This window comes from Cellulomonas sp. SLBN-39 (assembly GCF_006715865.1).
Classification (GTDB): domain Bacteria; phylum Actinomycetota; class Actinomycetes; order Actinomycetales; family Cellulomonadaceae; genus Cellulomonas.
In genome coordinates, this window is record NZ_VFOA01000001.1 from 2,670,634 (window position 1) to 2,697,444 (window position 26,811).

The 26,811-nt window shown below is 75.5% G+C and carries 32 protein-coding genes; 26 read left to right on the forward strand and 6 right to left on the reverse strand.

The features are described 5' to 3' along the window. Window positions 1-7 precede the first annotated feature (7 nt). The 7 genes from map (at window position 8) to rplQ (ending at window position 4,285) form a co-directional block, all read left to right on the forward strand. Window positions 8-850 carry a type I methionyl aminopeptidase gene (gene map, locus FBY24_RS12330; RefSeq protein WP_142160945.1) on the forward strand — a complete coding sequence of 281 codons (843 nt, stop codon included), beginning with the start codon at window positions 8-10 and terminating at the stop codon, window positions 848-850. Window positions 851-1,096: 246 nt separating this feature from the next. Continuing rightward, window positions 1,097-1,318, forward strand: a complete 222-nt coding sequence (gene infA / locus FBY24_RS12335) for a translation initiation factor IF-1 (protein ID WP_012867920.1) — start codon at window positions 1,097-1,099, stop codon at window positions 1,316-1,318. A gap of 61 nt (window positions 1,319-1,379) precedes the next feature. Then, window positions 1,380-1,493: a 50S ribosomal protein L36 gene (gene rpmJ, locus FBY24_RS12340; protein ID WP_013117849.1), complete on the forward strand. Its 114-nt coding sequence runs from the start codon at window positions 1,380-1,382 to the stop codon at window positions 1,491-1,493. Window positions 1,494-1,659: 166 nt separating this feature from the next. After that, a complete protein-coding gene (gene rpsM / locus FBY24_RS12345) occupies window positions 1,660-2,040 on the forward strand; it encodes a 30S ribosomal protein S13 (protein ID WP_140457292.1) in 381 nt (126 codons plus the stop codon). A gap of 77 nt (window positions 2,041-2,117) precedes the next feature. Then, window positions 2,118-2,519 (forward strand): 30S ribosomal protein S11, encoded by a 402-nt coding sequence (gene rpsK, locus FBY24_RS12350; protein WP_140457291.1) that lies wholly within the window; start codon window positions 2,118-2,120, stop codon window positions 2,517-2,519. Window positions 2,520-2,700: 181 nt separating this feature from the next. Continuing rightward, complete coding sequence (locus FBY24_RS12355) at window positions 2,701-3,711, forward strand: DNA-directed RNA polymerase subunit alpha (RefSeq protein ID WP_140457290.1); 1,011 nt, start codon at window positions 2,701-2,703, stop codon at window positions 3,709-3,711. 79 nt (window positions 3,712-3,790) lie between these two features. Then, window positions 3,791-4,285, forward strand: coding sequence for a 50S ribosomal protein L17 (rplQ, locus tag FBY24_RS12360; RefSeq protein ID WP_142160947.1), 495 nt, complete (start codon window positions 3,791-3,793; stop codon window positions 4,283-4,285). A 72-nt stretch (window positions 4,286-4,357) separates the two neighbouring features. On the opposite strand, the gene FBY24_RS12365 is transcribed toward rplQ, so the two are convergent. Both FBY24_RS12365 and FBY24_RS12370 read right to left on the reverse strand, forming a co-directional pair. Further along, window positions 4,358-4,915 (reverse strand): hypothetical protein, encoded by a 558-nt coding sequence (locus tag FBY24_RS12365; protein WP_142160949.1) that lies wholly within the window; start codon window positions 4,913-4,915, stop codon window positions 4,358-4,360. Window positions 4,916-4,941: 26 nt separating this feature from the next. Continuing rightward, on the reverse strand, window positions 4,942-5,310 hold the full coding sequence (locus FBY24_RS12370; protein ID WP_142160951.1) for a hypothetical protein: 369 nt from the start codon (window positions 5,308-5,310) through the stop codon (window positions 4,942-4,944). 296 nt (window positions 5,311-5,606) lie between these two features. Here FBY24_RS12370 and FBY24_RS12375 point away from each other — a divergent pair, with 296 nt between their 5' ends. Then, entirely contained in the window at window positions 5,607-6,341 is a 735-nt protein-coding gene (locus FBY24_RS12375; RefSeq protein ID WP_255432373.1) for an alpha/beta fold hydrolase, read from the forward strand. A gap of 10 nt (window positions 6,342-6,351) precedes the next feature. Here FBY24_RS12375 and FBY24_RS12380 read toward each other — a convergent pair whose 3' ends face one another. After that, complete coding sequence (locus tag FBY24_RS12380; protein ID WP_142160953.1) at window positions 6,352-7,116, reverse strand: ROK family protein; 765 nt, start codon at window positions 7,114-7,116, stop codon at window positions 6,352-6,354. A 165-nt stretch (window positions 7,117-7,281) separates the two neighbouring features. Here FBY24_RS12380 and truA point away from each other — a divergent pair, with 165 nt between their 5' ends. Continuing rightward, entirely contained in the window at window positions 7,282-8,199 is a 918-nt protein-coding gene (gene truA, locus FBY24_RS12385; protein WP_142163498.1) for a tRNA pseudouridine(38-40) synthase TruA, read from the forward strand. A 7-nt stretch (window positions 8,200-8,206) separates the two neighbouring features. On the opposite strand, the gene FBY24_RS12390 is transcribed toward truA, so the two are convergent. After that, window positions 8,207-8,644 carry a DUF5709 domain-containing protein gene (locus FBY24_RS12390; RefSeq protein ID WP_142160955.1) on the reverse strand — a complete coding sequence of 146 codons (438 nt, stop codon included), beginning with the start codon at window positions 8,642-8,644 and terminating at the stop codon, window positions 8,207-8,209. A 107-nt stretch (window positions 8,645-8,751) separates the two neighbouring features. Between FBY24_RS12390 and FBY24_RS12395 the strand changes: the two genes are divergently transcribed. The 8 genes from FBY24_RS12395 to FBY24_RS12430 all read left to right on the forward strand — a co-directional run bounded on the left by FBY24_RS12395 (window position 8,752) and on the right by FBY24_RS12430 (window position 16,244). Further along, the gene (locus FBY24_RS12395; protein ID WP_142160957.1) at window positions 8,752-10,434 is read left to right on the forward strand and encodes an ABC-F family ATP-binding cassette domain-containing protein; all 1,683 of its coding nucleotides are present in this window, start codon (window positions 8,752-8,754) and stop codon (window positions 10,432-10,434) included. Window positions 10,435-10,711: 277 nt separating this feature from the next. Then, window positions 10,712-11,155 (forward strand): 50S ribosomal protein L13, encoded by a 444-nt coding sequence (rplM, locus tag FBY24_RS12400; protein WP_140457282.1) that lies wholly within the window; start codon window positions 10,712-10,714, stop codon window positions 11,153-11,155. A 46-nt stretch (window positions 11,156-11,201) separates the two neighbouring features. Beyond that, the gene (gene rpsI / locus FBY24_RS12405) at window positions 11,202-11,687 is read left to right on the forward strand and encodes a 30S ribosomal protein S9 (protein ID WP_140457281.1); all 486 of its coding nucleotides are present in this window, start codon (window positions 11,202-11,204) and stop codon (window positions 11,685-11,687) included. 157 nt (window positions 11,688-11,844) lie between these two features. Then, the gene (glmM, locus tag FBY24_RS12410) at window positions 11,845-13,191 is read left to right on the forward strand and encodes a phosphoglucosamine mutase (RefSeq protein ID WP_142160959.1); all 1,347 of its coding nucleotides are present in this window, start codon (window positions 11,845-11,847) and stop codon (window positions 13,189-13,191) included. Window positions 13,192-13,202: 11 nt separating this feature from the next. Further along, a complete protein-coding gene (locus tag FBY24_RS12415; protein WP_142160961.1) occupies window positions 13,203-13,874 on the forward strand; it encodes a peptide deformylase in 672 nt (223 codons plus the stop codon). A 12-nt stretch (window positions 13,875-13,886) separates the two neighbouring features. Continuing rightward, the gene (locus FBY24_RS12420) at window positions 13,887-14,681 is read left to right on the forward strand and encodes a glutamine amidotransferase (RefSeq protein WP_142160963.1); all 795 of its coding nucleotides are present in this window, start codon (window positions 13,887-13,889) and stop codon (window positions 14,679-14,681) included. 94 nt (window positions 14,682-14,775) lie between these two features. Continuing rightward, a complete protein-coding gene (locus tag FBY24_RS12425; RefSeq protein ID WP_142160965.1) occupies window positions 14,776-15,459 on the forward strand; it encodes a DedA family protein in 684 nt (227 codons plus the stop codon). Between the two features lie 215 nt (window positions 15,460-15,674). Next, on the forward strand, window positions 15,675-16,244 hold the full coding sequence (locus tag FBY24_RS12430) for a hypothetical protein (RefSeq protein WP_142160966.1): 570 nt from the start codon (window positions 15,675-15,677) through the stop codon (window positions 16,242-16,244). Window positions 16,245-16,253: 9 nt separating this feature from the next. Here the strand turns inward: FBY24_RS12430 and coaA are convergent, their stop codons facing one another. Continuing rightward, entirely contained in the window at window positions 16,254-17,231 is a 978-nt protein-coding gene (gene coaA, locus FBY24_RS12435) for a type I pantothenate kinase (RefSeq protein WP_142160968.1), read from the reverse strand. A gap of 99 nt (window positions 17,232-17,330) precedes the next feature. Between coaA and glmS the strand changes: the two genes are divergently transcribed. Both glmS and FBY24_RS12445 read left to right on the forward strand, forming a co-directional pair. After that, window positions 17,331-19,187, forward strand: a complete 1,857-nt coding sequence (glmS, locus tag FBY24_RS12440; protein WP_142160970.1) for a glutamine--fructose-6-phosphate transaminase (isomerizing) — start codon at window positions 17,331-17,333, stop codon at window positions 19,185-19,187. Then, window positions 19,184-19,540 (forward strand): holo-ACP synthase, encoded by a 357-nt coding sequence (locus tag FBY24_RS12445; RefSeq protein ID WP_142160972.1) that lies wholly within the window; start codon window positions 19,184-19,186, stop codon window positions 19,538-19,540. The genes glmS and FBY24_RS12445 overlap by 4 nt, the downstream gene beginning before the upstream one ends. A 35-nt stretch (window positions 19,541-19,575) precedes the next feature. Here FBY24_RS12445 and FBY24_RS12450 read toward each other — a convergent pair whose 3' ends face one another. Then, window positions 19,576-20,562: an LLM class F420-dependent oxidoreductase gene (locus FBY24_RS12450; RefSeq protein WP_142160975.1), complete on the reverse strand. Its 987-nt coding sequence runs from the start codon at window positions 20,560-20,562 to the stop codon at window positions 19,576-19,578. A gap of 83 nt (window positions 20,563-20,645) precedes the next feature. Here FBY24_RS12450 and FBY24_RS12455 point away from each other — a divergent pair, with 83 nt between their 5' ends. The 7 genes from FBY24_RS12455 to FBY24_RS12485 all read left to right on the forward strand — a co-directional run bounded on the left by FBY24_RS12455 (window position 20,646) and on the right by FBY24_RS12485 (window position 26,778). Next, on the forward strand, window positions 20,646-22,154 hold the full coding sequence (locus FBY24_RS12455; protein WP_142160977.1) for a bifunctional ADP-dependent NAD(P)H-hydrate dehydratase/NAD(P)H-hydrate epimerase: 1,509 nt from the start codon (window positions 20,646-20,648) through the stop codon (window positions 22,152-22,154). Further along, window positions 22,151-22,819, forward strand: coding sequence for a nucleoside/nucleotide kinase family protein (locus FBY24_RS12460; protein ID WP_142160979.1), 669 nt, complete (start codon window positions 22,151-22,153; stop codon window positions 22,817-22,819). The genes FBY24_RS12455 and FBY24_RS12460 overlap by 4 nt, the downstream gene beginning before the upstream one ends. Window positions 22,820-22,832: 13 nt before the next feature. Further along, on the forward strand, window positions 22,833-24,050 hold the full coding sequence (gene alr / locus FBY24_RS12465) for an alanine racemase (protein ID WP_142160981.1): 1,218 nt from the start codon (window positions 22,833-22,835) through the stop codon (window positions 24,048-24,050). Next, window positions 24,047-24,604 carry a tRNA (adenosine(37)-N6)-threonylcarbamoyltransferase complex ATPase subunit type 1 TsaE gene (gene tsaE / locus FBY24_RS12470; protein ID WP_142160983.1) on the forward strand — a complete coding sequence of 186 codons (558 nt, stop codon included), beginning with the start codon at window positions 24,047-24,049 and terminating at the stop codon, window positions 24,602-24,604. The genes alr and tsaE overlap by 4 nt, the downstream gene beginning before the upstream one ends. Further along, a complete protein-coding gene (gene tsaB, locus FBY24_RS12475) occupies window positions 24,601-25,278 on the forward strand; it encodes a tRNA (adenosine(37)-N6)-threonylcarbamoyltransferase complex dimerization subunit type 1 TsaB (RefSeq protein WP_142160985.1) in 678 nt (225 codons plus the stop codon). The genes tsaE and tsaB overlap by 4 nt, the downstream gene beginning before the upstream one ends. Then, window positions 25,275-25,790 (forward strand): ribosomal protein S18-alanine N-acetyltransferase, encoded by a 516-nt coding sequence (gene rimI, locus FBY24_RS12480; protein WP_255432374.1) that lies wholly within the window; start codon window positions 25,275-25,277, stop codon window positions 25,788-25,790. The genes tsaB and rimI overlap by 4 nt, the downstream gene beginning before the upstream one ends. A gap of 106 nt (window positions 25,791-25,896) precedes the next feature. Continuing rightward, window positions 25,897-26,778, forward strand: coding sequence for a sulfurtransferase (locus FBY24_RS12485; protein ID WP_142160987.1), 882 nt, complete (start codon window positions 25,897-25,899; stop codon window positions 26,776-26,778). The last annotated feature ends 33 nt before the right edge of the window (window positions 26,779-26,811 follow it).

Genomic DNA, 26,811 nt, shown 5'->3' on the forward strand with positions numbered 1-26,811 from the left:
CGGCCGCATGTTCGGCAGGGAGAAGATCGAGCACAAGTCGCGCGAGCAGATCCTGCTCATGCGCCGCGCGGGACTCGTCGTGGCCGACGCGCTGGACGCCGTGCGTGCGCGCATCGCCCCGGGGATGACCACCGCCGATCTTGACGCCGTCGCCGAGGAGGTCATCCTCGGCGCGGGGGCCACGCCGTCGTTCCTGGGCTACCACGGGTACCCGGCGTCGCTCTGCGTCTCCGTCAACGAGGAGATCGTCCACGGCATCCCCGGGCCCCGCGTGCTGCAGGCGGGGGACGTCGTCTCGGTCGACTGCGGTGCCATCGTCGACGGCTGGCACGGTGACTCCGCCGTGACGGTCGTGCTGGGCGAGGCCGACCCGCTCGACGTCGAGCTGGCGACGACCACCGAGGACGCGCTGTGGGCCGGGATCGCGGCGATCGCGTCCGCCGACCGGCTCGGTGCCGTCGGCGAGGCCGTCGAGGACGTCGTCGAGCTCGCCGCCGCCCGCGGGGCGAACGGCGGGCGGGCGTACGGGATCGTCGAGGACTACGTGGGCCACGGCATCGGCACGGCGATGCACCAGCCCCCGGACGTCCCGAACTTCCGCACCCGCGACCGCGGCGCGAAGGTCCGCCCCGGCCTGTGCGTCGCCGTCGAGCCGATGCTGGTGCGGGGCGCCGAGGCCAACCACGTCCTCGCGGACGACTGGACGGTCGTCACCGACGACGCGTCGCGCGCCGCGCACTGGGAGCACACCGTGGCCGTGCACGAGGGCGGCCTGTGGGTGCTCACCGCGCGCGACGGGGGAGCGGAACGGCTCGCCCGCCTGGGTGTCCAGGTCGCCCCGTTGTCCTGACGGGTCGCGGACCGTCGCCGGAGGTGGCCGGGAGCACCGTCGTCGTCGAGCATGCGGCTGCATGACGTATGATGGTGCGTTGGTTGTGTGCACCGAGCATCCTCCTGCCCGTACGCCCCTTCGTGGGCGCGTGGCGGTGGTGCGCGGCGCCGCGTACGACTCCCCACGACGGCACGGGCGCGGACCTGCGCGCCCGTGGCCACCGCGGGGTGCACGGCAGCAGAAGATCGACAGTTAGCGGAGGACATGGCCAAGAAGGACGGCGTCATCGAGATCGAGGGGAGTGTCGTCGAGGCACTCCCCAACGCGATGTTCCGCGTGGAGCTCGCGAACGGCCACAAGGTGCTGGCCCACATCTCGGGGAAGATGCGCCAGCACTACATCCGGATCCTCCCCGAGGACCGTGTCGTGGTGGAGCTCAGCCCGTACGACCTGTCCCGCGGGCGCATCGTCTACCGCTACAAGTAACCACCACTCGACACGCCGTCGCACCGGGAGAGCCGGTGGCACGGCGGCGGAGGAACACGCGATGAAGGTCAAGCCGAGCGTCAAGAAGATCTGCGACAAGTGCAAGGTGATCCGCCGGCACGGTCGCGTCCAGGTGATCTGCGAGAACCTGCGCCACAAGCAGCGCCAGGGCTGAGCAGCACACCTGCAGCACCCGCCCGTCAGGGCAGCAAGCGCACCGTCACTTCGGCGCGGGTCGTGCGACCCGCCCGGTGAACCCCCGGCTCGGAGGCCGGGGCCCGCGGCACAGCGGGATGGCGGTGCGGCAGACCTCCGAACGCAGTACAGGAGCCGTCAGGCACATGGCACGTCTCATCGGTGTCGACCTGCCCCGCGACAAGCGGGTCGAGGTCGCTCTCACCTACATCTACGGGGTCGGACGCACGCGTGCGCAGCAGACCCTCGCCGCCACGGGCATCAGCCCCGACGTCCGGGTGAAGGACCTGGGCGACGCCGAGCTGGTCGCGCTGCGCGACCACCTCGAGGGCAGCTTCAAGCTCGAGGGCGACCTCCGCCGCGAGGTCGCCGCCGACATCCGCCGCAAGGTCGAGATCGGCAGCTACGAGGGCCTGCGTCACCGCCGCGGCCTGCCGGTGCGCGGTCAGCGCACCAAGACCAACGCGCGCACCCGCAAGGGTCCCAAGCGCACCGTCGCCGGCAAGAAGAAGGCCGGGCGCAAGTGACGTCGCGGGCCGGTCGCGCCTGCCGCTGACCGCCCGTCCGTCGCCCTCACGACCCGCAGACCCCGAGAGAAGAAGAGATGCCTCCCAAGTCCCGCACCTCCGTGCGCAAGCCGCGTCGCAAGGAGAAGAAGAACGTCTCCCACGGCCAGGCGCACATCAAGAGCACGTTCAACAACACCATCGTGTCCATCACCGACCCGTCGGGCGCCGTCATCGCGTGGGCGTCCTCCGGCCAGGTCGGCTTCAAGGGCTCGCGCAAGTCGACCCCGTTCGCCGCGCAGCTCGCCGCCGAGGCCGCCGCGCGTCGTGCGCAGGAGCACGGCATGCGCAAGGTCGACGTCTTCGTCAAGGGCCCGGGCTCCGGTCGTGAGACCGCGATCCGCTCCCTGCAGGCGACCGGCCTCGAGGTCGGCTCGATCCAGGACGTCACGCCCCAGGCGCACAACGGCTGCCGCCCGCCGAAGCGTCGCCGCGTCTGACCCCGACGGCCGGGACCGGTAGCGGAAGCACCGGTCCCGGCCCTCGCGCGTCCGTCCGTCGGACGCGCGGGACCCGGGGTCGACACCCGCACCTCCGTTGGCCGCGCGGACCGAGGCCCGGCCAGCCCAGCAGCACTCGCGGAGCGTCATATGGCGGACGCCCGCGGAGAGGAACCCCACCGTGCTCATCGCACAGCGCCCCACCCTGACCGAAGAGGTCATCTCGGAGCACCGCTCGCGGTTCTCCATCGAGCCCCTCGAGCCCGGCTTCGGCTACACGCTCGGCAACTCCCTGCGCCGCACCCTGCTCTCCTCGATCCCGGGTGCGGCGGTCACGTCGATCCGCATCGACGGCGTGCTGCACGAGTTCTCGACCGTGCCGGGGGTCAAGGAGGACGTCACCGAGATCATCCTCAACATCAAGAACCTCGTCGTCTCCTCGGAGAACGACGAGCCCGTCGTGATGTACCTGCGCAAGCAGGGTGCGGGCGAGGTGTCGGGCGCGGACATCGTCCCGCCGGCCGGTGTCGAGGTGCACAACCCCGAGCTGCACCTGGCGACGCTCAACGAGAAGGGCAAGCTCGAGATCGAGCTCACCGTCGAGCGCGGCCGCGGCTACGTCTCCGCGGCGCAGAACAAGTCGTTCGACGCCGAGATCGGCCGCATCCCGGTCGACTCGATCTACTCGCCCGTCCTCAAGGTGACCTACAAGGTCGAGGCGACGCGTGTCGAGCAGCGCACGGACTTCGACAAGCTCATCGTCGACGTCGAGACCAAGCCGGCGATCAGCCCCCGCGACGCGCTCGCGTCGGCGGGCAAGACGCTGGTCGAGCTCTTCGGCCTGGCGCGCGAGCTCAACGTCGAGGCCGAGGGCATCGAGATCGGTCCCTCGCCGACGGACGCGGCCCTGGCCGCGGACCTGGCGCTGCCGATCGAGGACCTGCAGCTGACGATCCGGTCGTACAACTGCCTCAAGCGTGAGGGCATCCACTCCGTCGGCGAGCTCGTCGCGCGGTCCGAGGCGGACCTGCTCGACATCCGCAACTTCGGTGCGAAGTCGATCACCGAGGTCAAGGAGAAGCTCGCCGAGCTGGGTCTGACCCTCAAGGACAGCCCCCTCGACTTCGACCCGCACGCCAGCGGGTACTACACCGAGGACGAGGGCGACTTCGTCGAGGACGAGCAGTACTGACGCCGGGGAGCGCGCGGGTCGCCGCTGAGCGGCGGACCGGGCGCGACGCCCATCACTGGAACTTCAAGGAGTAGAGACCATGCCCACGCCCACCAAGGGTCCCCGGCTCGGTGGCAGCCCGGCGCACGAGCGGCTCATCCTCGCGAACCTCGCGACGCAGCTGTTCGAGCACAAGCGGATCACCACCACGGAGACCAAGGCCAAGCGCCTGCGCCCCCTCGCCGAGCGTCTCGTCACGCTCGCCAAGCGCGGCGACCTGCACTCGCGTCGTCGCGTGATGACGGTCGTCAAGGACAAGGGCGTCGTGCACGTCCTGTTCACCGAGATCGCCCCGGCGGTCGCCGAGCGTCAGGGCGGCTACACGCGCGTCACCAAGATCGGTCCCCGCAAGGGCGACAACGCCCCCATGGCCGTGATCGAGCTCGTGCTCGAGCCGCTCTCGCCGAAGCAGGCCGTCGTCAAGGAGGCCACCAAGGCCGCCGCGAAGGCCGCTCCCGCCCCGGTCGAGGACGCGCCCGTCGAGGACGCCCCCGTCGCCGAGGACGAGGCCGGCGAGGACACCGCCAAGGCCTGACGACCGACGCACCACGGCCCCGGTCCCCGCGAGGGGGACCGGGGCCGTCGTCGTCCGGGGCGTGCGCGTCCGTCAGGTCGAGGGGGTGCGCCGGCGGACGGCCTCCGCCCGGGCGGCCTGCGCGAGCGTCCCACCCCGGCCCGGCGTCGGGACGAGTGCCCGGTCGTCCTCGTGGGCGGCGGCCGGGTCCGTCTGGCCGGTGGCCTGGCCCGCGGGCCCGTCAGGCTGCGGGGCGACGCCGGCACCGGGGAGGAGCCTGCGGCGCGGGTCGCGGAGGCGGTCGACGGCGCCGGTCGTGACCAGGTCGGCGATGACCGGATCCAGCGTCCGGCGGGCCAGCACCACGTTCCAGCCGGGCGGACCCAGCATCACGAACGCGGTGCCGCCCGGGACGAGCGTGGCGTACACGGTCGCGCCAGGTGTCTCGACGACGGCCCGGACACCGCCCTCGCGGTCGCCGTCGACGAGCATGAGGGTCGTCGCGACGGCACGGGCCGCCATGACGACCTCCTCGGGCGAGTCGTCGTCGGCGAGCTCGACCCGGTCGCCCGGGTCGAGCACGAGGACGTGCGTGACGTCGTCGAGCGCGCGGTGCAGGCGGTCGACGACGTCACGTGCCGGGTCGTCCATGGGGTCCTCGGGGCGGGGCGGGCGGATCAGATCTCGAGCTCGTCCTCGAGCGTACGCAGACCGCGGCGGGCGAGCGCGAGGTTGCCCTTGGTGCGGTCCAGCACGAGGTACGAGAAGATCCCCGCCAGGTCGGGGCGCGCCGAGATCCGGATCAGGTGGAACTGCGTCCCCAGCGTGATGAGGATGTCCTCGATCGTGTCGCCGAGGCCGAGCGCGTCGATCGCGCGGAGCTTGGCCCGGACGACCTCCGTGTTGACGGCTGCCGCGAGCTCGAGGTCGAACGGCACCGTGGACTGCTGCGCGAGCGCCATGCCGCTGGCGAAGTCGACGAGCGCGACGGCGAGGGCCCCCTCTTGCTCGAGGATCTTCTTGAGGGCGGCGTCGGGAGTGGCCATGTCGGTGTCCTTCGTTCGGGCGGCCGCTCGGGGTCTCACGGCGTCGGGGCAGGAGCGCGGGCGCAGGGCGCCGCATCGAATGGTCGGGGCAGGCACCGGGGGCGGCAACCGCGGTCCGTCGGCGTTTGACGCGGCATGCGCCGAATGCCGGGACGTTCGCCCGGTCCGTCCGGAACGGATTCACCCGGTCTCCGGCCCGCGTGCCACCCGTGCGGCCCAACCGTGGCGGGGCCCCGGCACGCCGTGCCGCCGGGCGACGGCGAGCCGGCCGCCCGGACAGGGCTACGGTCGCGAGGGTGAGCACCTCGGTAGACGGCGTCCCGGTCGTGCTCGTGCACGGGTTGCGTACCTCGCGCACCATGTGGCGGGCGCAGGTCGACGCGCTCGAGGCGTACGGGCGACGCGCCGTCGCGCTGGACCTGCCCGGGCACGGGACGCGCAGCGGCACGCGGTTCACGTCCGCCGGTGCTGTCAATGCGGTGCGCGACGCCGTCGACGGTGCCGGCGGACGGGCGCTCGTGGTCGGGCTCTCGCTGGGCGGCTACACGGCGATCGCCCACGCGGCGCGCCACCCGGAGCAGGCCGTGGGCGTGGTGGCCGCAGGGTGCTGCACGCAGCCGTCGCGCATGCTCGTCGGCGGCTGGGCCGTGGCGGCACAGGGCTTCGCGCGGATGCCCGACCGCGGTGCGGCCGTCAACGGGTTCCTCGTGCGGCACGTCCTGCCGCCGGCGGGCGCGCGGGACGTCGCGGCCGGCGGGTTCGCGCTCGACGTCGTGGAGGACGTCCTGCGCGAGGTCGGCCGCACGGACCCGCTGACCGACCTCGCACGCGTCGAGGCACCCGTCTGGCTCGTCAACGGTCGGCTCGACCACTTCCGCACGCAGGAGCGGCGGTTCGTCGCGGCAGCGCCGGACGCCCGCCTGGTGGTGGTCCCTGGGGCGACGCACCTGGTGAGCCTCGTCGCGCCGGTGCGGTTCACGCGGGTCGTCCTCGAGGCGGCCGACGAGGTCGACCGCCGCGCCGGTGGCTGAGCCGGTCCGGTCAGGCCGACAGGTCCCACGCGCGGACGCCGCCGACGATGCCGGCCTGGTTCGGCACGACCACGACGTCGTCGCCGAGCCGCGCGAGCGTCGCGGGGGTGATGCGCCGGCTGTTCCCGCCGCCGAGGTAGAGCCGGTCCCAGTGGAAGACGGGCCGGAACCCGTCGACGACGCGGCGGACCCGTCGCGACCAGAGCCCGTCGCCGAGCCGTGCGCGCTCGTGCTCCCCGACGTACGCGTCGTACGTCGTGCCCCACCGCACGGGGGCGTGCGACAGCTCCAGGTGCGGTGCCAGGCGCCCGCCGTCGAAGACGGCCGACCCCAGGCCCGTGCCGAGCGTGAGGACGAGCTCGAGCCCGGTGCCCGACACGACGCCCGCCCCGTGCACCTCGGCGTCGTTGAGCACGAGGGTCGGGACGCCGAGCCGCTCCTCGAGCATCGCCCGGACGTCGCAGCCCGCCCACGCCGCGGCGAGCGCGGGGACGACGGCCGACCGGGGGCCCGACCGTGTGACGTAGTGGGGCGTCGCGACGACCACCCCGTGCCGGATCATGCCCGGGACGCCGACCGTGGCCCGTGCGGCGGACGGCAGGCCGGCGGCGATCGTCGCGACGGTCTCGACGAGCCGCTCGGGGGGCAGCGGGTAGGGGGTCGGGACGCGCACGGGCGGGACGTGCAGGGTGCCCGACGCGTCCAGCACGGACGCCTTGATGCCGCTGCCGCCGCAGTCGACGGCGAGCGTGAAGGGGTCGTGGTCGCGCGGCACCCGACCACGCTAGCGCGCGACCGGCGCCCGGGTGCGGGACGGCCCGGCGCGGGCGCTACCGTGTGCCGCGTGGACGCGGTGGACGACGACGGCACGGGCCGCGCGGGCAGCACGGACGGGGACGGCACGGGGGCGACCGACGGTGCGGCCGGGCAGGACGCGACGGTGCGGCTGCGTCTCGACCTCGCGTACGACGGGACGGACTTCGCCGGGTGGGCCCGCCAGCCGACGCTCCGCACCGTCCAGGGGGTGCTGGAGGACGCGCTCGCCCTGGTGCTGCGCAGCGGGCCGCGCGGCGAGGCGCCGCCGCGGCTGACGGTCGCCGGCCGGACGGACTCCGGCGTGCACGCGCGCGGGCAGGTGGCGCACGTCGACGTCGTGCCCGCGGCGCTGGAGGCCGTGCGGGGCCGCAGCGACAGACCGGTGCTCGACGTGCTCCGCACACGCCTGACGGGCGTCCTCGACGACGACGTGGTGGTCCGGGACGTGACGCCCGCACCCGCGGGCTTCGACGCGCGCTTCTCGGCGTTGCGGCGCCGGTACGCCTACCGGGTGGGGGACGACCCGTCGCTGCGCGACCCGCTGCGGCGGGCGCACGTGCTCCAGCACCGGCAGCCCCTCGACGTGCCGGCGATGGACGCGGCCGCGTCCGCCCTGGTCGGACGGCACGACTTCGCGGCGTACTGCAAGCCGCGCCCGGACGCGACGACGATCCGCACGCTGGAGGCCTTCGGCTGGTCGCGGGTGGCCGACGGGCCCGACGCGGGGCTCGTCGTCGCCCACGTGCAGGCCGACGCGTTCTGCCACTCGATGGTGCGCGCGCTCGTGGGCGCGAGCCTCGCGGTCGGGGAGGGGCGCCGGCCGGTGGGGTGGCCGTACGAGCTGCTGCGCTCGCGCCGGCGCGAGGGCGGCGCCACCGTCGTCGCCGCGCACGGCCTGACGCTCGAGGAGGTGACGTACCCGCCCGACGCCGAGCTGGCGGTGCGTGCCGACCGGACGCGGGCGCGGCGGCAGGCCCACGAGGCCCAGGGCGCCGATCCCGGGCCCGCGGCGTCGGACGGGCCCGGGGACTGCTGCGGCTGAGGTCCGCTCAGAGGTCCTCGTCGTCGTCGGTGTCGACGTACTCCTCCTCGACGAGGTGCACGGCGGCCTCCTCGGCCGACGCGGCCCCGCCCGCGACGCCCGCGTCGACGGCGAACTCGTCGGTGCCGCCCGCCTCGACGGCGTCGGGGTCGGCGACCAGGCGACCGGCGCGCAGCTCCTCACGGTCGCCCGTGGGACGCGGTGCGCGCTCCCAGACCTCGGGCTCCTCCTGGAGCACGCGCTGGTCGAGGCTCTCGCCGTGCGCCTCCTCCCACGGGGTCTCGCCCCACGTGGAGGTGCGTGCCCGCTCGGGCGGCGACCACCCCTCGTCGAGGAGGTCGTCCACGCCGCGCTCGACGAGCGTGTCCTCCTTGGGCAGCTGGTCGGTGTCGCCCTCGGCGCCCAGCGCGGGGTCGGTGCTCGTGGCGGGGGTGTCCTCGGTCATGACCCGAGCCAAGCACCGCGCACGGCGGGGCGCCACACCAGCGCCACGGGCGGCTGGGCGGGTCAATGCGCTTCCCGTCGGCGGGGCGCGGCACGGACACTGGGGGCATGGGTCATCTCGACGTCGCCGGGGTCGGGTACGTCCTGCCCGACGGGCGGCCGCTGCTGCACGACGTGTCGTTCCGGGTCGCGGACGGGGCGCGGGTCGCGCTGGTCGGGCCGAACGGCGTCGGCAAGTCCACGCTCCTGCGGATCGTCGCCGGCGAGCTCGCGCCGCACGCGGGCTCCGTGACCGGCAGCGGGGGGCTGGGCGTCATGCGCCAGGACGTCGGGCGGGTGCGCGACGACCGGTCGGTCCGCGACCTGCTCGCCTCGCTCGCGCCAGCCTCGCTCCGGGCGGCGGCGGCCGAGCTGACGGCGGCCGAGCTGCTGATGATGGAGGTCGACGACGAGCCGGCGCAGATGCGGTACGCGCAGGCGCTCGCGGACTGGGCGGACGTCGGGGGCTACGAGGCCGAGGTCACGTGGGACCGGGTGACGGACGCGGTGCTGTCGGTGCCGTTCGAGCGGGCGCAGCACCGTGAGGTCCGCACGCTGTCGGGGGGCGAGCAGAAGCGCCTGGTGCTGGAGGCGCTGCTGCGGGGGCCCGACCAGGTGCTGCTGCTCGACGAGCCCGACAACGCCCTCGACGTGCCGACCAAGCGCTGGTTGGAGGACCGGCTCGTGGAGTCGGGCCGCAGCGTGCTGCTGGTCAGCCACGACCGGGAGACGCTCTCGCGGGTGGCCACGCACGTGGCGACGCTCGAGCCCACCGAGGTCGGCGCCCAGGTCTGGGTGCACGGGGGAGGGTTCGCCGGGTACGGGCAGGCGCGCGAGGACCGTCGGTCGCGGCTCGCCGAGCTCCTGCGCCGGTGGGAGGAGGAGCACACGCAGCTGCGCGAGCTGGTGCTGACGCTGCGGCAGAAGGCCGCGTTCAACGACGGCCTGGCCTCGCGGTACCAGGCGGCGCAGACCCGGCTGCGCCGCTTCGAGGAGGCGGGGCCGCCGACGGTCGTGGCGCCCGAGCAGCGGGTGACGGTCCGGCTGCGCGGGGGGCGGACGGCGAAGCGGGCCGTGGTGGCCCGGGGGCTGGGCCTGACGGGCCTGCTCGAGCCGTTCGACCTCGAGGTCTGGTACGGCGAGCGGGTGGCCGTGCTGGGGTCCAACGGCTCGGGCAAGTCGCACCTGCTGCGGCTGCTCGCCGCGGGCGGCTCCGACCCCGGCCCCGACCAGGAGCCGGCCGGCGACCTCGTGCCCGACGCCGTGGCGCACACGGGCTCGGTGGTGCTCGGCTCGCGGGTCCGTCCGGGCTGGTTCGCGCAGAACCACCCGCGCCCCGACCTGGTGGGGCGCACGCTGCTCGACGTCCTGCACCGGGGCGACGGCCGCCGCGCCGGCCTGGCCCGGGACGCGGCGAGCCGTGCCCTGGACCGCTACGAGCTGGTGGCCGCCGCCGAGCAGCGCTACGAGACGCTCTCCGGCGGTCAGCAGGCCCGGCTGCAGATCCTCCTGCTCGAGCTCGGCGGTGCCACGCTCCTGCTGCTCGACGAGCCCACGGACAATCTCGACCTGCACTCGGCGGAGGCCCTGGAGGCGGGGCTCGCGGCGTTCGAGGGCACGGTGCTCGCGGTCACGCACGACCGGTGGTTCACGCGCACGTTCGACCGGTTCCTCGTCGTGGGCTCGGACGGGACGGTCGTCGAGACGCCCGAGCCGGTGTGGGACGTGGCACGCGTCGACCGCGCCCGCTGACCGCCGGCTGACCGCCCGTCGACCGGCGCCGACCGGTGCGCCGGCGGCGTCGGCCACGTCACCCGGGACCGGGTTTTGCCGACGCTGCACGGTGCCGTACTCTGTTGTGTCGTTGTGCGTCCCCTGTCGCGCACCGGTGGCTTCTCACCACCGTGTGCCGATGGCCGTCCTGGTGCGATCCCACTCGCTGGGGCGGGATGCTCCGACAGCCATCCTCGGCCGCCCCGCTCGTGCGGGACCGGCCTTGACACGCAACACGAGACAGAGGCCCACACCCGTGCGCACGTACACCCCGAAGCCCGGCGACGTCGAGCGGACCTGGTACGTCATCGACGCGAGCGATGTCGTCCTCGGCCGCCTGGCCACCCATGTGGCCACGCTGCTGCGCGGCAAGCACAAGCCCACCTTCGCGCCCCACGTCGACGGCGGTGACTTCGTCATCGTCATCAACGCCGCGAAGATCGCCCTCACCGGCAACAAGCGTGAGACCAAGCTCGCCTACCGTCACTCGGGCTACCCGGGCGGACTCCGGGCGACCCCGTACTCGGAGCTGCTCGAGAAGCACCCCGAGCGCGCCATCGAGAAGGCCGTCCGAGGGATGCTCCCCCGGACGACCCTCGGCCGCCAGCAGCTGAGCAAGCTGAAGGTGTACGCCGGCTCCGAGCACCCGCACGCAGCCCAGCAGCCGAAGCCGTTCGAGCTGACCCAGGTGGCGCAGTAAGCCTCGGGCTGCTGCGGCAGTGACGAACACAGAACGCGAGGATCCCGTGGCCGAGACCACCGTCGAGAACGAGTTCGAGGGCGAGACGCCCAGCACCTACACGAGCGAGTCGTCCGCGCCGACCGGCCGTGGCCAGAGCCTCACGGCTCCGGGCCAGGCGCTGGGTCGCCGCAAGGAGGCCGTCGCCCGCGTCCGTCTGGTCCCTGGCACCGGCCAGTGGACCATCAACGGTCGCACGCTCGAGGACTACTTCCCCAACAAGGTCCACCAGCAGCTGGTCAACGACCCGCTGAAGCTCGTGGACGTCGAGGGCCGGTTCGACGTCGTCGCCCGCATCAACGGCGGCGGCGTGTCGGGCCAGGCCGGCGCGCTGCGCCTGGGCATCGCACGTGCGCTGAACGCCATCGACGCCGAGAACAACCGCCCGGCGCTGAAGAAGGCCGGCTTCCTCACGCGTGACGCCCGCGTGGTGGAGCGCAAGAAGGCCGGTCTGAAGAAGGCCCGCAAGGCGCCGCAGTACTCGAAGCGCTGACGCAGCGTTCCCGCTCGACGGCCCCGGCGGTTCACCAGAACCCCGGGGCCGTCGGCGTGCTCGGGGTCGGCGCGCCGCGCCGGCGGTGGGGGAGCAGGCAGGTGCCAGGACGGCGGGCGTACCGTGAGGGCGGCCGCCGGGACGAGGGAGTCGTGTGATGGGTCGACTGTTCGGCACGGACGGCGTGCGCGGGCTGGCCAACAGGGACGTGACGGCGGAGGTGGCGCTCGACCTGTCGGTCGCCGCCGCCCACGTGCTCGGGAGCATCGGGGCGTTCGAGGGCCACCGCCCCCGCGCCATCGTCGGCAGGGACCCCCGCGCGTCGGGCGAGTTCCTGGCCGCCGCGGTCGCCGCGGGGCTCGCCTCGGCGGGTGTCGACGTCGACATGGTCGGCGTGCTGCCGACGCCGGCGGTCGCGCACCTGACGGCGTCGCGCGGCGTGGACCTGGGTGTCGTCATCTCGGCGTCGCACAACCCGATGCCCGACAACGGCATCAAGTTCCTCGCGCGCGGCGGCCACAAGCTCGACGACGAGCTGGAGAAGGCCATCGAGGCGCGCATGGGCGAGCACTGGGAGCGCCCCGTGGGCGCCGGTGTCGGCCGCATCCGGATCGACGTGGGGCTCGCGGGCGAGCAGTACGTCCAGCACCTCGTCAGCACCGTCCAGCACCCGCTCGACGGGCTGCGGATCGTCGCCGACTGCGCGAACGGCGCCGCCTCCGAGGTCGGCCCCGCGGCGCTGCGGGCCGCCGGTGCGGACGTCGTCGTCATCAACGCGTCCCCGGACGGGCGCAACATCAACGAGGAGTCCGGGTCGACGCACCCGGAGCCGCTCCAGGCGGCCGTCCTCGCGGCGCACGCCGACCTCGGCGTGGCGTTCGACGGCGACGCCGACCGGTGCCTCGCGGTCGACGCGGACGGCCGGGTCGTCGACGGCGACCAGATCATGGGCGTGCTCGCGATCGCCCTCGCGGAGCGGGACGGGCTCGCCCACGGCACGCTCGTGACGACGGTCATGAGCAACCTGGGGCTGCGCCTGGCCATGCAGGCCGCGGGCATCGCGACCGTCGAGACCGCGGTCGGCGACCGGTACGTCCTCGAGGCCATGCGGGCCGGCGGGTACGGCCTGGGCGGCGAGCAGTCCGGGCACATCATCCTGGCCGAGCACGCCACGACCGGGGACGGGGTGCTGACCGCGCTGCAGCTCGCGTCGCGCGTGGCGGCCACCGGACGGCCCCTCGGCGAGCTCGCGGACGTCGTGCGGCGCCTGCCGCAGACCCTCGTCAACGTCCCCGGCGTCGACCGGGGGCGCACCGACGACCACGTCCTGCTCGACGCGGTCCGCTCGGCGGAGAAGGAGCTCGGGGAGACCGGGCGGGTGCTGCTGCGCCCCTCCGGCACGGAGCCCCTCGTGCGGGTCATGGTCGAGGCCGCGACGCAGACGGAGGCCGACCGGGTCGCCCACGAGCTCGCGGAGGTCGTGCGCGAGCGGCTCGCGCTGTGACCGACCGGCGGGTGACGGTCGTCCGCGACCTCGTGCGGCGGCTGCTCGACGACGCCGGCGGCACGGGCACGGCGCCGATCGTCCAGGTGGGGCACCCCGTGCTGCGTGCCACGGCGTTCCCCTGCGACGGTCAGCTCGACGACGCGGACCTCGCCCTGCTGGTCGCCCTCATGCAGCGCACGATGCGCGCGGCGCCGGGCGTGGGCCTCGCCGCCCCCCAGATCGGGATCCCGCTGGCGCTCGCGGTCGTCGAGGACCCGGGCGTCGACGACGCCGAGGTCGCGCGCGTGCGCGAGCGGGACCGGGTGCCCTTCCGGGTGCTGGTCAACCCCGCGTACGAGCCCGTCGGCGAGGACCGCGTCGGCTTCTACGAGGGCTGCCTGAGCGTCGTCGGCTACCAGGCGGTCGTCGCGCGCCCGCGGACCGTGCGGCTGCGGGCGCACGACGTGACCGGAGCAGCGGTGGACGAGGTCGTCACCGGGTGGGCGGCCCGGATCGTGCAGCACGAGACGGACCACCTGGGCGGGACGCTCTACCTGGACCGCGCCGAGATGCGGTCGCTGTCCGCGACCGACAGGCTGGGAGCGCACTGGGCGTCGCAGCCCGTGCCGCTCGAGGCGTCTCGGGCGCTGGGCTTCGCGCTGCCGACGCCCGCCGGACCGGGCGGGGCCGCTCCGCGCTGACGGGAGGTGCTCGTGCGCCCGTTCCTCTTCCTGGGGGTGCGGCCCGAGGACGGGCCGGCCGACGACGAGTACGCCGCGATGCTGCGCTGCACCGGCCTCGACGAGCGGGACCTGCGCCGGGTCCGTGTCGAGGCGGCGCCGCTGGCTCCGGTCGACCCGCAGGAGGTCGCCGGGATCGTGCTGGGCGGCGGACCGTTCCAGGTCAGCGACCCCGAGCGCACGAAGTCGGCGGTGCAGCGCCGCGTCGAGTCCGACCTGGCCCGGCTCCTCGACGTCGTCGTCGCGGCCGACCTGCCGTTCCTCGGCGCCTGCTACGGCATCGGCACGCTCGGCCGGCACCAGGGCGGTCACGTCGACCGCACGTACGGCGAGCCCGTCGGCGCGGTCCGGGTGGAGCTGACGGCCGAGGGACGGTCCGACCCGGTGCTCGGTGTCGGGCCGGCGACCTTCGAGGCGTTCGGCGGGCACAAGGAGGCGCTGCGCGCGGCACCGCCGGGGGCGACGCTGCTGGCCCGGTCGCCGGGGGCGCCGGTGCAGGCGTTCCGCGTCGGGAGGCACGTGTACGCGACGCAGTTCCACCCCGAGCTCGACACGGACGGGCTCGTCACCCGCGTGCAGGCGTACCGGCACGAGGGGTACTTCGCGCCCCAGGAGCTCGAGGACGTCGTCGCCCGGGCCCGGGCCGCCGCGGCGGTGCAGGCCCCGCCGGTCCTGCGGGCGTTCGTCCGCATGGCTCTCCGCCTGCAGGACGACGGCACGGTGGACGGAGGGCGACCTCGGGGGGATCTGCGCACGGCTCAGGGCTGAATCGGGGTGTCCCCGGGTGTTCGCCGGGCCTCGGGGGCTCTAGCGTGGGTCCTGTCGACCTGCTCGGGTCGGGGGGTCGGGGAGACGGGGACGCATGGTCGAGGACTGGGCACTGCAGCTGGCGGGGTCGCCCTGGGTCCTCGTGGTGCTGCTCGCGCTCACGACGGTCGACGGGTTCTTCCCGCCGGTCCCCAGCGAGTCCGTGGTGATCGCGCTCGCCTCGCTGTCCGTCTCGACGGGTGCTCCCGCCCTCTGGCCGGTCGTGGCGGTGGCCGCCGTGGGAGCGTTCCTCGGCGACCAGGTGGCGTACCAGATCGGCTCGGCGGTGGACCTGCGGCGCCTGCGCCTGTTCCGGGGGCGGCGCGGCCGCCGGGTGCTCGACTGGGCCGAGCACGCGCTGACCCACCGGGGCGCGTCGTTCATCATCGCCGCGCGGTACATCCCGATCGGGCGCGTCGCGGTGAACATGACCGCCGGGTCGCTCGGCTTCCGGCGGCGCCGGTTCGTGCTGCTCACGGGCATCGCCGCCGTCACGTGGGCGCTCTACTCGACGGCGATCGGCATCGGTGCCGGGCACGTGCTGCAGGAGCGCCCGCTGCTCGGCGTCGTGGTCGGCGTGGTCGGCGGGCTCCTGCTCGGCGTGGTGGTCGACTGGGTGCTGCGCCGCCTCCTCGGGCTGCCGCCGCAGGCGCTGGTCGGGCGCGGGGACGCCGTCGTCGTCGCCGGGCCCCGGGGTGCCGCCACGGTCGGCGCCGAGCGGGACACGACCGCCGCCTGAGACCGCGGACGGACGTCCGTGCCGGACCGGTGTCCAGGTCACAGGGACCTCACGATCGGGCACGACGCGGCAACGATCCGGTATCGACCGGACGGGTGATCCGTCCGCGCGCCTAGTCTCGGGGGCAGGGCGCCGCCGACGCCGTCCTGCGCGCACCGCGGGCCCGCCAGGGCCGATCCGTGGTGCGCTTCCGGACGGGACGAGGGGGCGGCGACGTGGCACGTGCAGGGCGGGTGGCCGGCGCCGTGGCGCTCGTGCTCGCACTCGCCGGCTGCGCCGACGCGGCGCGCGCGGGCCAGGACGCCGGTGCGGCGACCGCCGAGGTCCACGCCGGGGCGTCGTGCCTGGCCGCGCCCGTGCTCGACGTCCTGGGCCTGAGCCTCGACCCGTCGCTCGCTCCCTCGGCGGCCGCCACGAGCGGCGTCGAGACGGCACGGGGCGCGCCGCCCGAGGGCTTCGTCCCTGACACGGTGCTCGTCTGCGAGCGGGGGGCGACCCTCAAGGACTCGGCAGGGGAGTGGCGCTCGGTGCGTGCGACCCGGCTCGAGGGTGACCTGACCCCGCTCCTGGCGGGCGTCGACCACGCGTCGACCGTCTGCACCGGCGGCCCTGGCCCGCAGGTCTGGCTGCTGGACGCGCTCGAGGACGCGGTCCTGCTCGAGCCGTGGGCGGTGTGCGGCGCCGAGGGCGTGGCGGCGGCGCTCGACGACCTCGACGTCGTGGCCGTCACCGAGCACCCTGTCGCGCTCGTCGCGGACCCCGGACCCGGGTCCGTCGCGGGCTGAGCCCCGGCTTCAGAGCTTGCGCAGGCGGACCCGCTGCACGGCGTGGTCCGGTCCCTTGCGCAGCACGAGCGTGGCCCGGCTGCGGGTCGGCAGGATGTTCTGCTCGAGGTTGGGCGCGTTGATCGAGTCCCAGATGCTCTCGGCCCGGGCGACCGCCTCGTCGTCGTTCAGCGCCGCGTAGCGGTGGAAGTACGACGTAGGCCGGGCGAACGCCGTCGCGCGCAGCGACAGGAACCGGTCGACGTACCACTGCTTCACGTCGGGTGTGCGCGCGTCGACGTAGATGGAGAAGTCGAAGAAGTCGCTGACCGCCAGGTTCGACGTGCCCTCGGGCGTGGGACGGGCCGGCTGCAGCACGTTCAGGCCCTCGACGATGAGGACGTCGGGCTGGCGGACCACCACCTGGGCGTCCGGGACGATGTCGTACGTCAGGTGGTCGTACACGGGCACCGCGACCTCCGGGCGCCCGGCCTTGACCTTGGAGACGAACCGCAGCAGCGCCCGCCGGTCGTAGGACTCGGGGAACCCCTTGCGCTGCAGCAGGCCGCGGCGCTCCAGCTCGGCGTTGGGGTGCAGGAAGCCGTCCGTCGTCACGAGCTCGACCCGGGGCGTGTCCGGCCACCGGGCGATGAGCTCGCGCAGGATCCGCGCCGTCGTGGACTTGCCGACCGCGACGGACCCGGCCACCCCGATGACGAAGGGCGTGCGGCCCACGTCCTCGCGCAGGAACGTGCTCGACGCCTGGTGCAGGCCCTGCGTCGCCCCGATGTAGAGGTTCAGCAGGCGCGACAGCGGTCGGTAGATCGCGTCCACCTCGGCCAGGTCGATCGGGTCGCCGAGCCCGCGCAGGTGCTCGACGTCCGCGTCGGTCAGCGGCAGGGGGGTGGACGCCGACAACCGGGTCCAGGCCTCCCTGTCGAGGTCGACGTAGGGCGTCGAGGGGGCGACGGTGGGGGTCGACGTCGGCACCCGTCGATTGTGGACCATCGCGCGGACCTGCGCGGACCGGCGTCCGCGGCGGGGACGCCCACCCGGCGCCCGGCGGACCGGGACGTGCCGTCCCGACCGGCAGCTAGGATCGGCGCCATGTGTGGGATCGTCGGATACGTCGGGGACCAGCTGCCCAGCGCTCGCCCGCTCGAGGTCGTGCTCGAAGGGCTGCGGCGCCTCGAGTACCGCGGCTACGACTCGGCGGGCGTGGCGCTCGTCGCCCCCGGCAGCGAGCTCGCGACCGCGAAGAAGGCCGGCAAGCTCGTCAACCTCGTCGACGAGCTCGAGGCCCGGCCCCTGCCCGCGGCGACGGCCGCGATCGGGCACACCCGGTGGGCGACGCACGGCGGCCCGACCGACGCGAACGCCCACCCGCACGTGTCGGGCGACGTGGCGGTCATCCACAACGGCATCGTCGAGAACTTCGCGCTGCTCAAGGCCGAGCTCGTCGCGGACGGCGTGACGTTCGCGTCCGAGACCGACACCGAGGTCGTGGCGCACCTCGTCGCCCGCGCCTACGACGCGACCAAGGACCTCACGGACGCGCTCACCCAGGTCGCGCGGCGCCTCGAGGGCACGTTCACGCTGCTGGCCGTCCACGCGGCGCTGCCCGACACCGTCGTCGGCGCGCGGCACGACTCCCCGCTCGTCGTCGGGCTCGGCGAGGGCGAGAACTTCCTCGGGTCGGACGTGTCGGCGTTCATCGCCTCGACGCGCGAGGCCCTCGAGCTCGGCCAGGACCAGGTCGTGACGATCACGCCGACCTCGGTGACCGTGACGGGCTTCGACGGCGAGCCCGCGCACGCGCGCCGCTTCACGGTCGACTGGGACGCGAAGGCCGCCGAGAAGGGTGGCTTCCGCTCGTTCATGGACAAGGAGATCCACGACCAGCCGCAGGCGGTCGCGGACACCCTCCTGGGCCGCACCGACACCACGGGCCGCCTGGTGCTCGACGAGATGCGCATCGACGAGTCGGTGCTGCGCTCCGTCGACAAGATCGTCGTGGTCGCGTGCGGCACGGCCGCCTACGCGGGGCACGTCGCGAAGTACGCCATCGAGCACTGGTGCCGCATCCCCGTCGAGGTCGAGCTCGCGCACGAGTTCCGCTACCGCGACCCCGTCGTCGACGACCGCACGCTCGTCGTCGCGGTCTCGCAGTCGGGCGAGACGATGGACACCCTCATGGCGGTGCGTCACGCCAAGGAGCAGGGCGCCACGACCCTCGCGATCGTCAACACCCACGGGTCGACGATCCCGCGCGAGTCCGACGCGGCGCTGTACACGCACGCGGGGCCGGAGATCGCCGTCGCGTCGACGAAGGCGTTCCTCTCCCAGATCACGGCCGCCTACCTGCTGGGCCTGTACCTGGCGCAGCTGCGCGGCAACAAGTTCCCCGACGAGATCAGCGCGATCATGGCCGAGCTGCGCCAGATGCCGGAGAAGATCCAGCAGGTGCTCGACCGCGCGGACCGCGTGCGCGAGATCGCCCGGTGGATGGCCGACACGCAGTCGGTGCTGTTCCTCGGCCGGCACGTCGGGTACCCCGTGGCGATGGAGGGCGCGCTCAAGCTCAAGGAGCTGGCGTACATCCACGCCGAGGGCTTCGCGGCGGGCGAGCTCAAGCACGGGCCGATCGCCCTCATCGAGCCCGGGCAGCCGGTGTTCGTCGTGGTGCCGTCCCCGCGCGGACGGGACTCGCTGCACTCGAAGATCGTCTCGAACATCCAGGAGATCCGGGCCCGCGGCGCCCGCACCCTCGTGATCGCCGAGGACGGCGACGAGGCCGTCGTGCCGTACGCCGACGAGGTGTTCTCGGTGCCGCAGTCCTCGACGCTGCTCGCGCCGCTGCTGACCGTGGTCCCGCTGCAGGTGTTCGCGGCCGAGCTGGCGACCGCGAAGGGCCTGGACGTCGACCAGCCGCGCAACCTGGCCAAGTCCGTCACGGTCGAGTGATCGTCGGGGTCGGCATCGACGTCGTCGACGTCGCCCGGTTCGTCGCGACGCTGGAGCGGGCCCCCGGGCTGCGCGAGCGCCTGTTCACGCCCGCCGAGCGGGACATGCCCGCGACGTCGCTGGCCGCCCGGTTCGCGGCCAAGGAGGCGATCGCCAAGGCGCTCGGCGCGCCGCCCGGCATGAGCTGGCAGGACGCGACCGTCCGCCGGGTCGCGGGCGCGCAGCCGGTCGTCGAGGTCACGGGCACCGTCCGGGCCCGGGCCGACGCGCTGGGGGTGGACCGGTTCCACCTGTCGATCTCCCACGACGCGGGCATCGCGTCCGCGATGGTCGTCGCCGAGCGCGACGCCTGACGCCCCGGCGAACGGTGGCGTCAGGCGTCTGCGGCTCAGCGCAGGTGTGGCACGACCTCGCGCGCGAACAGCTCGATGCCGGAACGGTCGTACGCGGCCTCCGCGAAGTACGTGATCGCGTACGTCATGCCGAGCTCCTGCAGGGCGCGGAGCCGTTCGACGATCTGCTCGGGCGTGCCGACCAGGGGGCCGTCACGGAACTGCGCCGCGACCTCGGCGGCCTTCGTGGGCACGGTCGCGGCGTAGTGCTGCTCGATCCACGCGAGGCGGTCGTCCACCTCGGCCTGCGTGGCGCCGACGACCACGTTGTAGTTGGCCGAGCGCGTGATCTCGTCGAAGTCGCGCCCGACGTCCGCGCAGTGCCCGCGCAGCACCTGCGACTTGTGCGCGAAGCCCTCGAGGGACCCGTCGAAGTTCGTGTAGCGCGCGTGCTTCGCCGCGATGCGCAGCGTCTTCTTCTCGCCGCCGCCGGCGATCCACAGCGGCGGGCCGCCCGCCTGCAGGGGCAGCGGTGACAGCTGCGCGCCGTCCACCTGGTAGTGCTCGCCGTGGAACGTCGCGGTGCCCGTGGACCACAGCTGCTCGAAGATCTGCACGCCCTCGTCGAGCATCGCGATCCGGGTGCCCGCGGTCGGGAAGCCGTACCCGTACGCGCGCCACTCGTGCTCGTACCAGCCGGCGCCGATGCCCATCTCGACGCGGCCGCCGGAGATGACGTCCGCGGTGGTGGCGACCTTGGCCAGGTACGCCGGGTTGCGGTAGGCCATGCACGTGCACATCTGGCCGAGGCGCACCCGCGACGTCGCCGCGGCGAAGGCGCTGATCAGGCTCCACGCCTCGTGGGTCGCCTCGCCGTTGGGCTCGGGGACGGCGTGGAAGTGGTCGTAGACCCAGACCGACTCGAAGGCGTCGCCGTCGTCGGCCCACGTCGCGAGGTCACGCATGACCGGCCAGTGCTCGCGGGCGTCGATGCCCGTGAGGTCCTGCCGCCAGCCCTGGGGGATGAAGAGTCCGAAGCGCATGGGTCGCACGCTACCGGCGGGCCCCGGCCCGCGCCGCACGGTCGCGCCTCGCACCGTCGCCCCGGACGCGCAAGGATGGGCGGGTGCTGCTGACCTGGGACGCCGCGGCCGTGCGCGCCGCCGAGGAGCCGCTGCTGCGCGACGGCGTGCCCCTGATGACCCGTGCGGCGACGGGGCTCGCGCACCACGTGGCCCGCCTGCTGCGCCGTGCGCGCGGTGCCGTGCGCGGTGCGCACGTGGTGCTGCTCGTCGGCGGGGGGAACAACGGCGGCGACACGCTGCACGCCGGGGCGCTCCTCGCGCGCCGCGGGGTGCGCGTGACGGCGCTGACGACCGTCGCGGACCCCCACGCCGAGGGGCTCGCCGCGGTGCGGACCGCCGGCGGGCGCGTGCTGCCGGTGCCGGACGGCGACCTCCCCGCGCCCGTGCGCGACGCGCTCGGCGCCGCGGACGTCGTGCTCGACGGCCTCCTCGGGCTGGGCGCCCGCGGCGGGGGCGTGCGCGGGCCCGGGGCGGGGCTCGTGGCCGCGCTCGCGGACCTGCGGGGCCACGCGGGCCCCGGCCCGCTCGTCGTCGCGGTGGACCTGCCCTCGGGCGTCGGCGTGGACGACGGCACCTGCGCGGGTCCGGTACCCGTCGCCGACGTGACCGTGACGTTCGGGGTGCCGCAGCCCGCGCACGTGCTGCCCCCGGCGGCCGCGGCGGTCGGCCACCTCGTCGTCGTCGACATCGGGCTCGACCTGGCCGGCCCGCCCGCCGTCGCCCGGCTCGAGGCCGCCGACGTCGTCGACCTGTGGCCCGTCCCGCCGGCGTCCGGGCACAAGTACGTGCGCGGCGTCGTCGGCGTCGTCGCCGGCTCGGCCGCGTACCCCGGGGCCGCGGTCCTGGCGACGTCGGGCGCGCTGCGCGCGGGCGTCGGGATGGTCCGGTACCTCGGCGACGCGCCCGTCGTGGCCGCGCACCCCGAGGTCGTCGCGGGCCCCGGGCGCGTGCAGGCGTGGGTGGTGGGCCCGGGCGTGGGACCGGACGACGACGTGCAGCGCTCCCGGGCCCGGGACGCCGTGGCACGCGCCGCGTCGCACGGCGAGCCGGTCGTGGTCGACGCCGGTGCCCTCGACGTGCTGCCCCCGCGCGTCCCGCCGCACGTGGTGCTGACCCCGCACGCCGGCGAGCTCGCCACGCTCCTCACCGCCCGCGGCGCAGCGGTGTCCCGCGCCGACGTGGAGGCGTCGCCCTGGGAGCACGCGCGGCGTGCCCACGAGGTCACGGGCGCGACCGTGCTGCTCAAGGGGCCTGTGACGGTCGTCGTCGGCCCGCACGGTGCGGCCTACGCCCAGGCCGACGGCCCGCCGTGGCTGGCCACGGCAGGTGCCGGCGACGTCCTCGCCGGCGTGCTGGGCGCCGTCCTCGCGGGACGTGCGGCCGACGCCGCGGCCGACCCGACGCTGCCCGCCGCGCTCGCCGCCCTGGCCGCGCTCGTGCACGGGCGGGCGGCGCACGCGGCCAACCCCGGCGGGCCCGTCACGGCGTCCGCCGTCGCCGACGCGGTCCCGGCGACCGTCGCGGCGCTGCTCGGCGGGGCGGCGCGGTGACGACCCCGCTGCCCGCGCCGCTCGCCGCCCGGGTCGACGCGCTGCTGGGGCGGGGCGGACGGCGGCTGCTCGGGATTGCCGGCGCGCCCGGGGCCGGCAAGTCCACCCTCGCGGCCCGTGTCGCCGCCGCCCGGCCCGGCCGGGTGGTCGTCGTGCCGATGGACGGCTTCCACCTCGCGCAGCGGACGCTCGAGGCGCTCGGGCGCGCCGACCGCAAGGGCGCCCCCGACACCTTCGACGCCGACGGGTTCGTCGCGCTCCTGCACCGTCTGCGCGAGCCGCGGCCCGGCGCCACCGTGTGGGCGCCGGAGTACCGCCGCGACCTGCGCAACCCGCTCGCCGGGGCGATCGGGGTCCCGGCGGACGTGCCGCTCGTCGTGGTCGAGGGCAACTACCTGCTGCTCGACGCGCACGGGTTCGGTCCCGTCGCCGACCTGCTCGACGAGAGCTGGTTCGTCGCCCCGGACGACGGCGTGCGCCTGGCCCGCCTCGTGGCCCGCCACGAGGCGTTCGGCAAGACCCCCGACGCCGCACGGGCGTGGTCGACGGGCCCCGACGAGGCGAACGCCCGGCTCGTGGCCGCGGGAGCGGCCCGCGCGGACGTCGTGGTCGACCCGGACGCCCCCGACGCCGTGCGCACGGGTGGGCGCACGCCCGGGCGGTGAGAGACTGGCGCGCGTGAACGACTTCCCCGCGCGCGTGGTCGTCGACCTCGGCGCCGTCCGTCAGAACGTCAGGTCGCTGGCCGCGCACGCCCCGACCGCCCAGGTCATGACCGTCGTCAAGGCCGACGCGTACGGCCACGGCCTCGTGCCGTGCGCGCTCGCGGCCCTCGAGGGCGGGGCCACGTGGCTCGGCACGGCCCAGGTCTCCGAGGCCCTGCACCTGCGCCGCGCCGGAGTCACCGGTGCGCGCGTGCTGACGTGGCTGTACGCCCCGGGCGCGCCCCTGCGCGAGGCCGTCGAGGCTGACGTGGACGTCTCCGTCGCGGCCCCCTGGGCGCTCGACGAGCTGGTCGCGGCGGCGCGCGCCGCCGGGCGGGCCGCGCGCGTGCACCTGAAGGTCGACACGGGGCTGTCGCGCAACGGCCTGGTCCCCGCGCAGCTCGACGACGTGCTCGCCGCCGCGCTCGCGGCCCAGGCCGAGGGCGTGCTGGAGGTCGTCGGGGTGTGGTCGCACCTGGCCTACGCCGACGACCCCGGCCACCCGTCGGTGCGTGCGCAGGCCGCGGTGTTCACCGACGCGGTCGCGGCCGTCGAGCGCGCCGGGGCCCGCCTCGAGGTCCGGCACCTGGCGAACTCCGCCGCGACCCTCACGGCCCCGGACCTGCACTGGGACCTCGTACGCCCGGGCATCGCGGCCTACGGGATCTCGCCCGTGCCGCAGGTCGGTGGCCCCGAGCGCTTCGGCCTCGTGCCGGCGATGACGTTCGAGGCGCGGCTCGCCACGGTCAAGCCCGTGCCCGCCGGTGCGGGCGTCAGCTACGGGCACGAGTACACGACCCCGGCCGACACGGTGCTGGGCGTCGTCCCCGTGGGCTACGCGGACGGGGTGCCGCGGCACGCGTCCGGACGGGCCGGCGCCCTCGGCGGACCGCTGCAGGTCGGCGGGCGGCGCCTGGGCGTCGCCGGGCGCGTGTGCATGGACCAGGTCGTCGTGGACCTCGGTGCGGGTGCGCGCGAGGTCGCGGGCGACCGCGTCGAGCTGTGGGGCCCCGGCACCGACGGAGCGCCGACCGCGCAGGACTGGGCCGACGCCGCGGGGACGATCGCGTACGAGCTCGTCACCCGCGTCGGGGCCCGTGTGCCGCGCGAGTACGTCGACACGGACGCCGCCCACGGTGGCGCCCGGGCCGTCCCGTCGGTCGTCGCCGCGGGCGTCGGCGGTGACCGGTGAGCGCCGCCGCGGAGCCGCTCGTCGTGCGGCTGCCCGACGCCGACGCCACCCGGGCGTGGGGTCGCGCGCTGGCCCCCCTGCTGCGCGCGGGCGACCTGCTCGTGCTCACCGGCGACCTCGGCGCCGGCAAGACGACCCTCACCCAGGGCCTGGGTGCCGGCCTCGGCGTGCGCGGGCAGGTCGCGTCACCCACGTTCGTCATCGCGCGCGAGCACCCGGCGCTCCCGCGGCCCGACGGCACCCGTGGCCCGGCGCTCGTGCACGTCGACGCGTACCGTCTGGGCTCCCTCGACGAGGTCGAGGCGCTCGACCTGGAGGCGTCCCTCGACGAGGCCGTGACGGTCGTGGAGTGGGGCGAGGGGTGGGTCGAGGGCCTGACCGACGACCGGCTCGAGCTGCGGCTCTCGCGCCCCCACGGCGGGCTCGCCGCCGACGCGGACGTGCAGGACGCCGCGGCGGGCGAGCGCACGCTGACGGTGCAGGGCGTGGGCGCACGGTGGGCGGGCGTCGCCCTGCCCGGCGCGCCGGCCCCGACGACGACGGAGGACGCATGAGCTACCTGGGCATCGACACCTCGGCCGCGGTGGCGGTGGCCGTGGTCGCCGACGACGGCACGACCCGCACGCTGGTCGACGCGGCGCCGCGCCGGCACGTGGAGCACCTGGCACCGCTCGTCGTGCGGGCGCTCGCCGAGGCCGGCACCGACGCGGCGGAGCTGCGCGGCGTCGCCGTCGGCACCGGGCCGGCCCCGTTCACGGGGCTGCGCGTCGGGCTGGTCACGGCCCGTGTGCTGGGCCTCGCGCGCGGCATCCCCGTGTGGGGCGTGCCCAGCCTGGACGCGCTGGCCGCGACCGCAGCCGTGGCGCTGCCCGCCGGGACGTCGCTGCTCGTCGTGACCGACGCGCGCCGGCACGAGGTGTACTGGGCCCGGTACGTCGTGCGCGACGGCGGTGCCGACCTCGTCGCGGGTCCCGACGTGGCGGCGCCCGCCGACGTGCCGCGCGTCGACGGCGAGGTCGTGGTGGGTGCGGGCCGGGACGGCTACCCCGACGTGCTCGGCACCTCCCCGCTGCCCGAGGGGCTCGGCGGCCTCGTGCTCGACCCCGCCCGGCTGGTGGGGCTCGCGCTGGAGCGCCGCGACGCGGGCGCGGACCAGCCCGTCGACCCGCTGTACCTGCGCCGACCCGACGCGCAGCCACCCGCCGCGCGCAAGCGGGTCCTCGCGTGAGCCAGCCCTTCCCGGCGCCGTCCGCTCGTGCGGCCGACGACGTCGAGGTCCGGCCGCTGACCGCCGCCGACCTCCCGGCCCTCGAGCGCATGGAGGCCGAGCTGTTCGGCCCGGCCGCGTGGTCGACGCAGTCGCTCGCCGACGAGATCGTCGGGCCGGGGCGCACGTACGTGGGCGCCGCGGTCGGCGACGGTCGACTCGTCGGCTACGCGGGGCTGTGGTTCGACGGGTACGACGCGCAGGTCATGACGGTCGGCACGGACAGCGCCTACCAGGGCCGCGGGATCGCCCGGCGGATGCTCACGGTGCTGCTCGACCACGCCCGGACCGTCGGTGCGGACGCGGTGCTGCTCGAGGTCCGCGTCGACAACGACCCCGCGATGCACCTGTACGACACGCTCGGCTTCGTGCGGCTCGGCCGGCGCCGGGCCTACTACCAGCCGGGTGACGTCGACGCCTGGACGATGCGCCTGGACCTGCGGGCGCCGACGCCGGCGGCGACCACGGGGTGAGGACCGCGCGACCCGCACCGGGCGGCGACCGCACGACGGCGACCCGGCCGCGACGGCGGGGCCGCGACGGCACGGCTGCCACGACCAGGGGACCACGGAGGCGACGATGACCGGCACCACGACTCCCGCAGGGGCGGACGAGCAGGCGCTGCGACGGGGCGTGCTCGTCGACGTCGACGAGCTCGCCGCCCGTCTCGCGGACGACGACCCGCCCCTCGTGCTGGACGTGCGCTGGGCGCTCGGCCGGACGGACGGGCACGAGCAGCACCTGGCGGCGCACGTGCCGGGTGCCGTCTACGTGGACCTCGACACCGAGCTCGCGGCCCCGCCCTCGTCGGCCGACGGGCGGCACCCGCTGCCCGCCGTCGCCGACCTGGAGCGCTGCGCCCGGGGCTGGGGGCTGCGGGAGGGCGCCGCGGTGGTCGTCGCCGATGCCGGTGGCGGCACGTCGGCGGCGCGCGCGTGGTGGCTGCTGCGGTGGGCGGGGGTGCGGGACGTGCGTCTGCTCGACGGCGGCCTGGCGGCGTGGGTGGCGGCCGGCCACCCCGTCGAGGCGGGTGCGGTGCCCGTGGAGCCGGGCGACGTCGTGCTCACGGGCGGGGCGCTGCCCACGGTCGACGCCGACGGCGCGGCGGACCTCGCGGCCCGCGGCGTGCTGCTCGACGCCCGGGCGGTCGAGCGCTACGCGGGCGAGGTCGAGCCCGTCGACCCGCGGGCCGGCCACGTGCCCGGTGCGCGCAGCGCCCCCACGACGGACAACCTCGGGCCGGACGGCCGGTTCCTGCCGGCGGGGGCCCTGCGGGAGCGGTTCGCGTCCCTGGGGGTGCGGCGCGGCGGGGACGCCGTCGGCGTGTACTGCGGGTCGGGCGTGACCGCGGCCCACGAGGTCGCGGCGCTCGCGTCGCTCGGCGTGGACGCGGCGCTCTACCCGGGCTCGTGGTCGCAGTGGTCGCACGACGCGTCCCGCCCGCTCGCCGTGGGGCGCTGACCCCGGTCCGCCGTCCGGAGGGCGGACCGGCCC

Coding starts and splice junctions, on each gene's coding strand:
- map (WP_142160945.1), top strand. CDS start 8: ATGTTCGGCAGGGAGAAGATCGAGCACAAGTCGCGCGAGCAGATCCTG.
- infA (WP_012867920.1), top strand. CDS start 1,097: ATGGCCAAGAAGGACGGCGTCATCGAGATCGAGGGGAGTGTCGTCGAG.
- rpmJ (WP_013117849.1), top strand. CDS start 1,380: ATGAAGGTCAAGCCGAGCGTCAAGAAGATCTGCGACAAGTGCAAGGTG.
- rpsM (WP_140457292.1), top strand. CDS start 1,660: ATGGCACGTCTCATCGGTGTCGACCTGCCCCGCGACAAGCGGGTCGAG.
- rpsK (WP_140457291.1), top strand. CDS start 2,118: ATGCCTCCCAAGTCCCGCACCTCCGTGCGCAAGCCGCGTCGCAAGGAG.
- rplQ (WP_142160947.1), top strand. CDS start 3,791: ATGCCCACGCCCACCAAGGGTCCCCGGCTCGGTGGCAGCCCGGCGCAC.
- FBY24_RS12365 (WP_142160949.1), bottom strand. CDS start 4,915: ATGGACGACCCGGCACGTGACGTCGTCGACCGCCTGCACCGCGCGCTC.
- FBY24_RS12370 (WP_142160951.1), bottom strand. CDS start 5,310: ATGGCCACTCCCGACGCCGCCCTCAAGAAGATCCTCGAGCAAGAGGGG.
- FBY24_RS12390 (WP_142160955.1), bottom strand. CDS start 8,644: ATGACCGAGGACACCCCCGCCACGAGCACCGACCCCGCGCTGGGCGCC.
- FBY24_RS12395 (WP_142160957.1), top strand. CDS start 8,752: ATGGGTCATCTCGACGTCGCCGGGGTCGGGTACGTCCTGCCCGACGGG.
- glmM (WP_142160959.1), top strand. CDS start 11,845: ATGGGTCGACTGTTCGGCACGGACGGCGTGCGCGGGCTGGCCAACAGG.
- FBY24_RS12425 (WP_142160965.1), top strand. CDS start 14,776: ATGGTCGAGGACTGGGCACTGCAGCTGGCGGGGTCGCCCTGGGTCCTC.
- coaA (WP_142160968.1), bottom strand. CDS start 17,231: ATGGTCCACAATCGACGGGTGCCGACGTCGACCCCCACCGTCGCCCCC.
- glmS (WP_142160970.1), top strand. CDS start 17,331: ATGTGTGGGATCGTCGGATACGTCGGGGACCAGCTGCCCAGCGCTCGC.
- FBY24_RS12450 (WP_142160975.1), bottom strand. CDS start 20,562: ATGCGCTTCGGACTCTTCATCCCCCAGGGCTGGCGGCAGGACCTCACG.
- tsaB (WP_142160985.1), top strand. CDS start 24,601: ATGAGCTACCTGGGCATCGACACCTCGGCCGCGGTGGCGGTGGCCGTG.
- FBY24_RS12485 (WP_142160987.1), top strand. CDS start 25,897: ATGACCGGCACCACGACTCCCGCAGGGGCGGACGAGCAGGCGCTGCGA.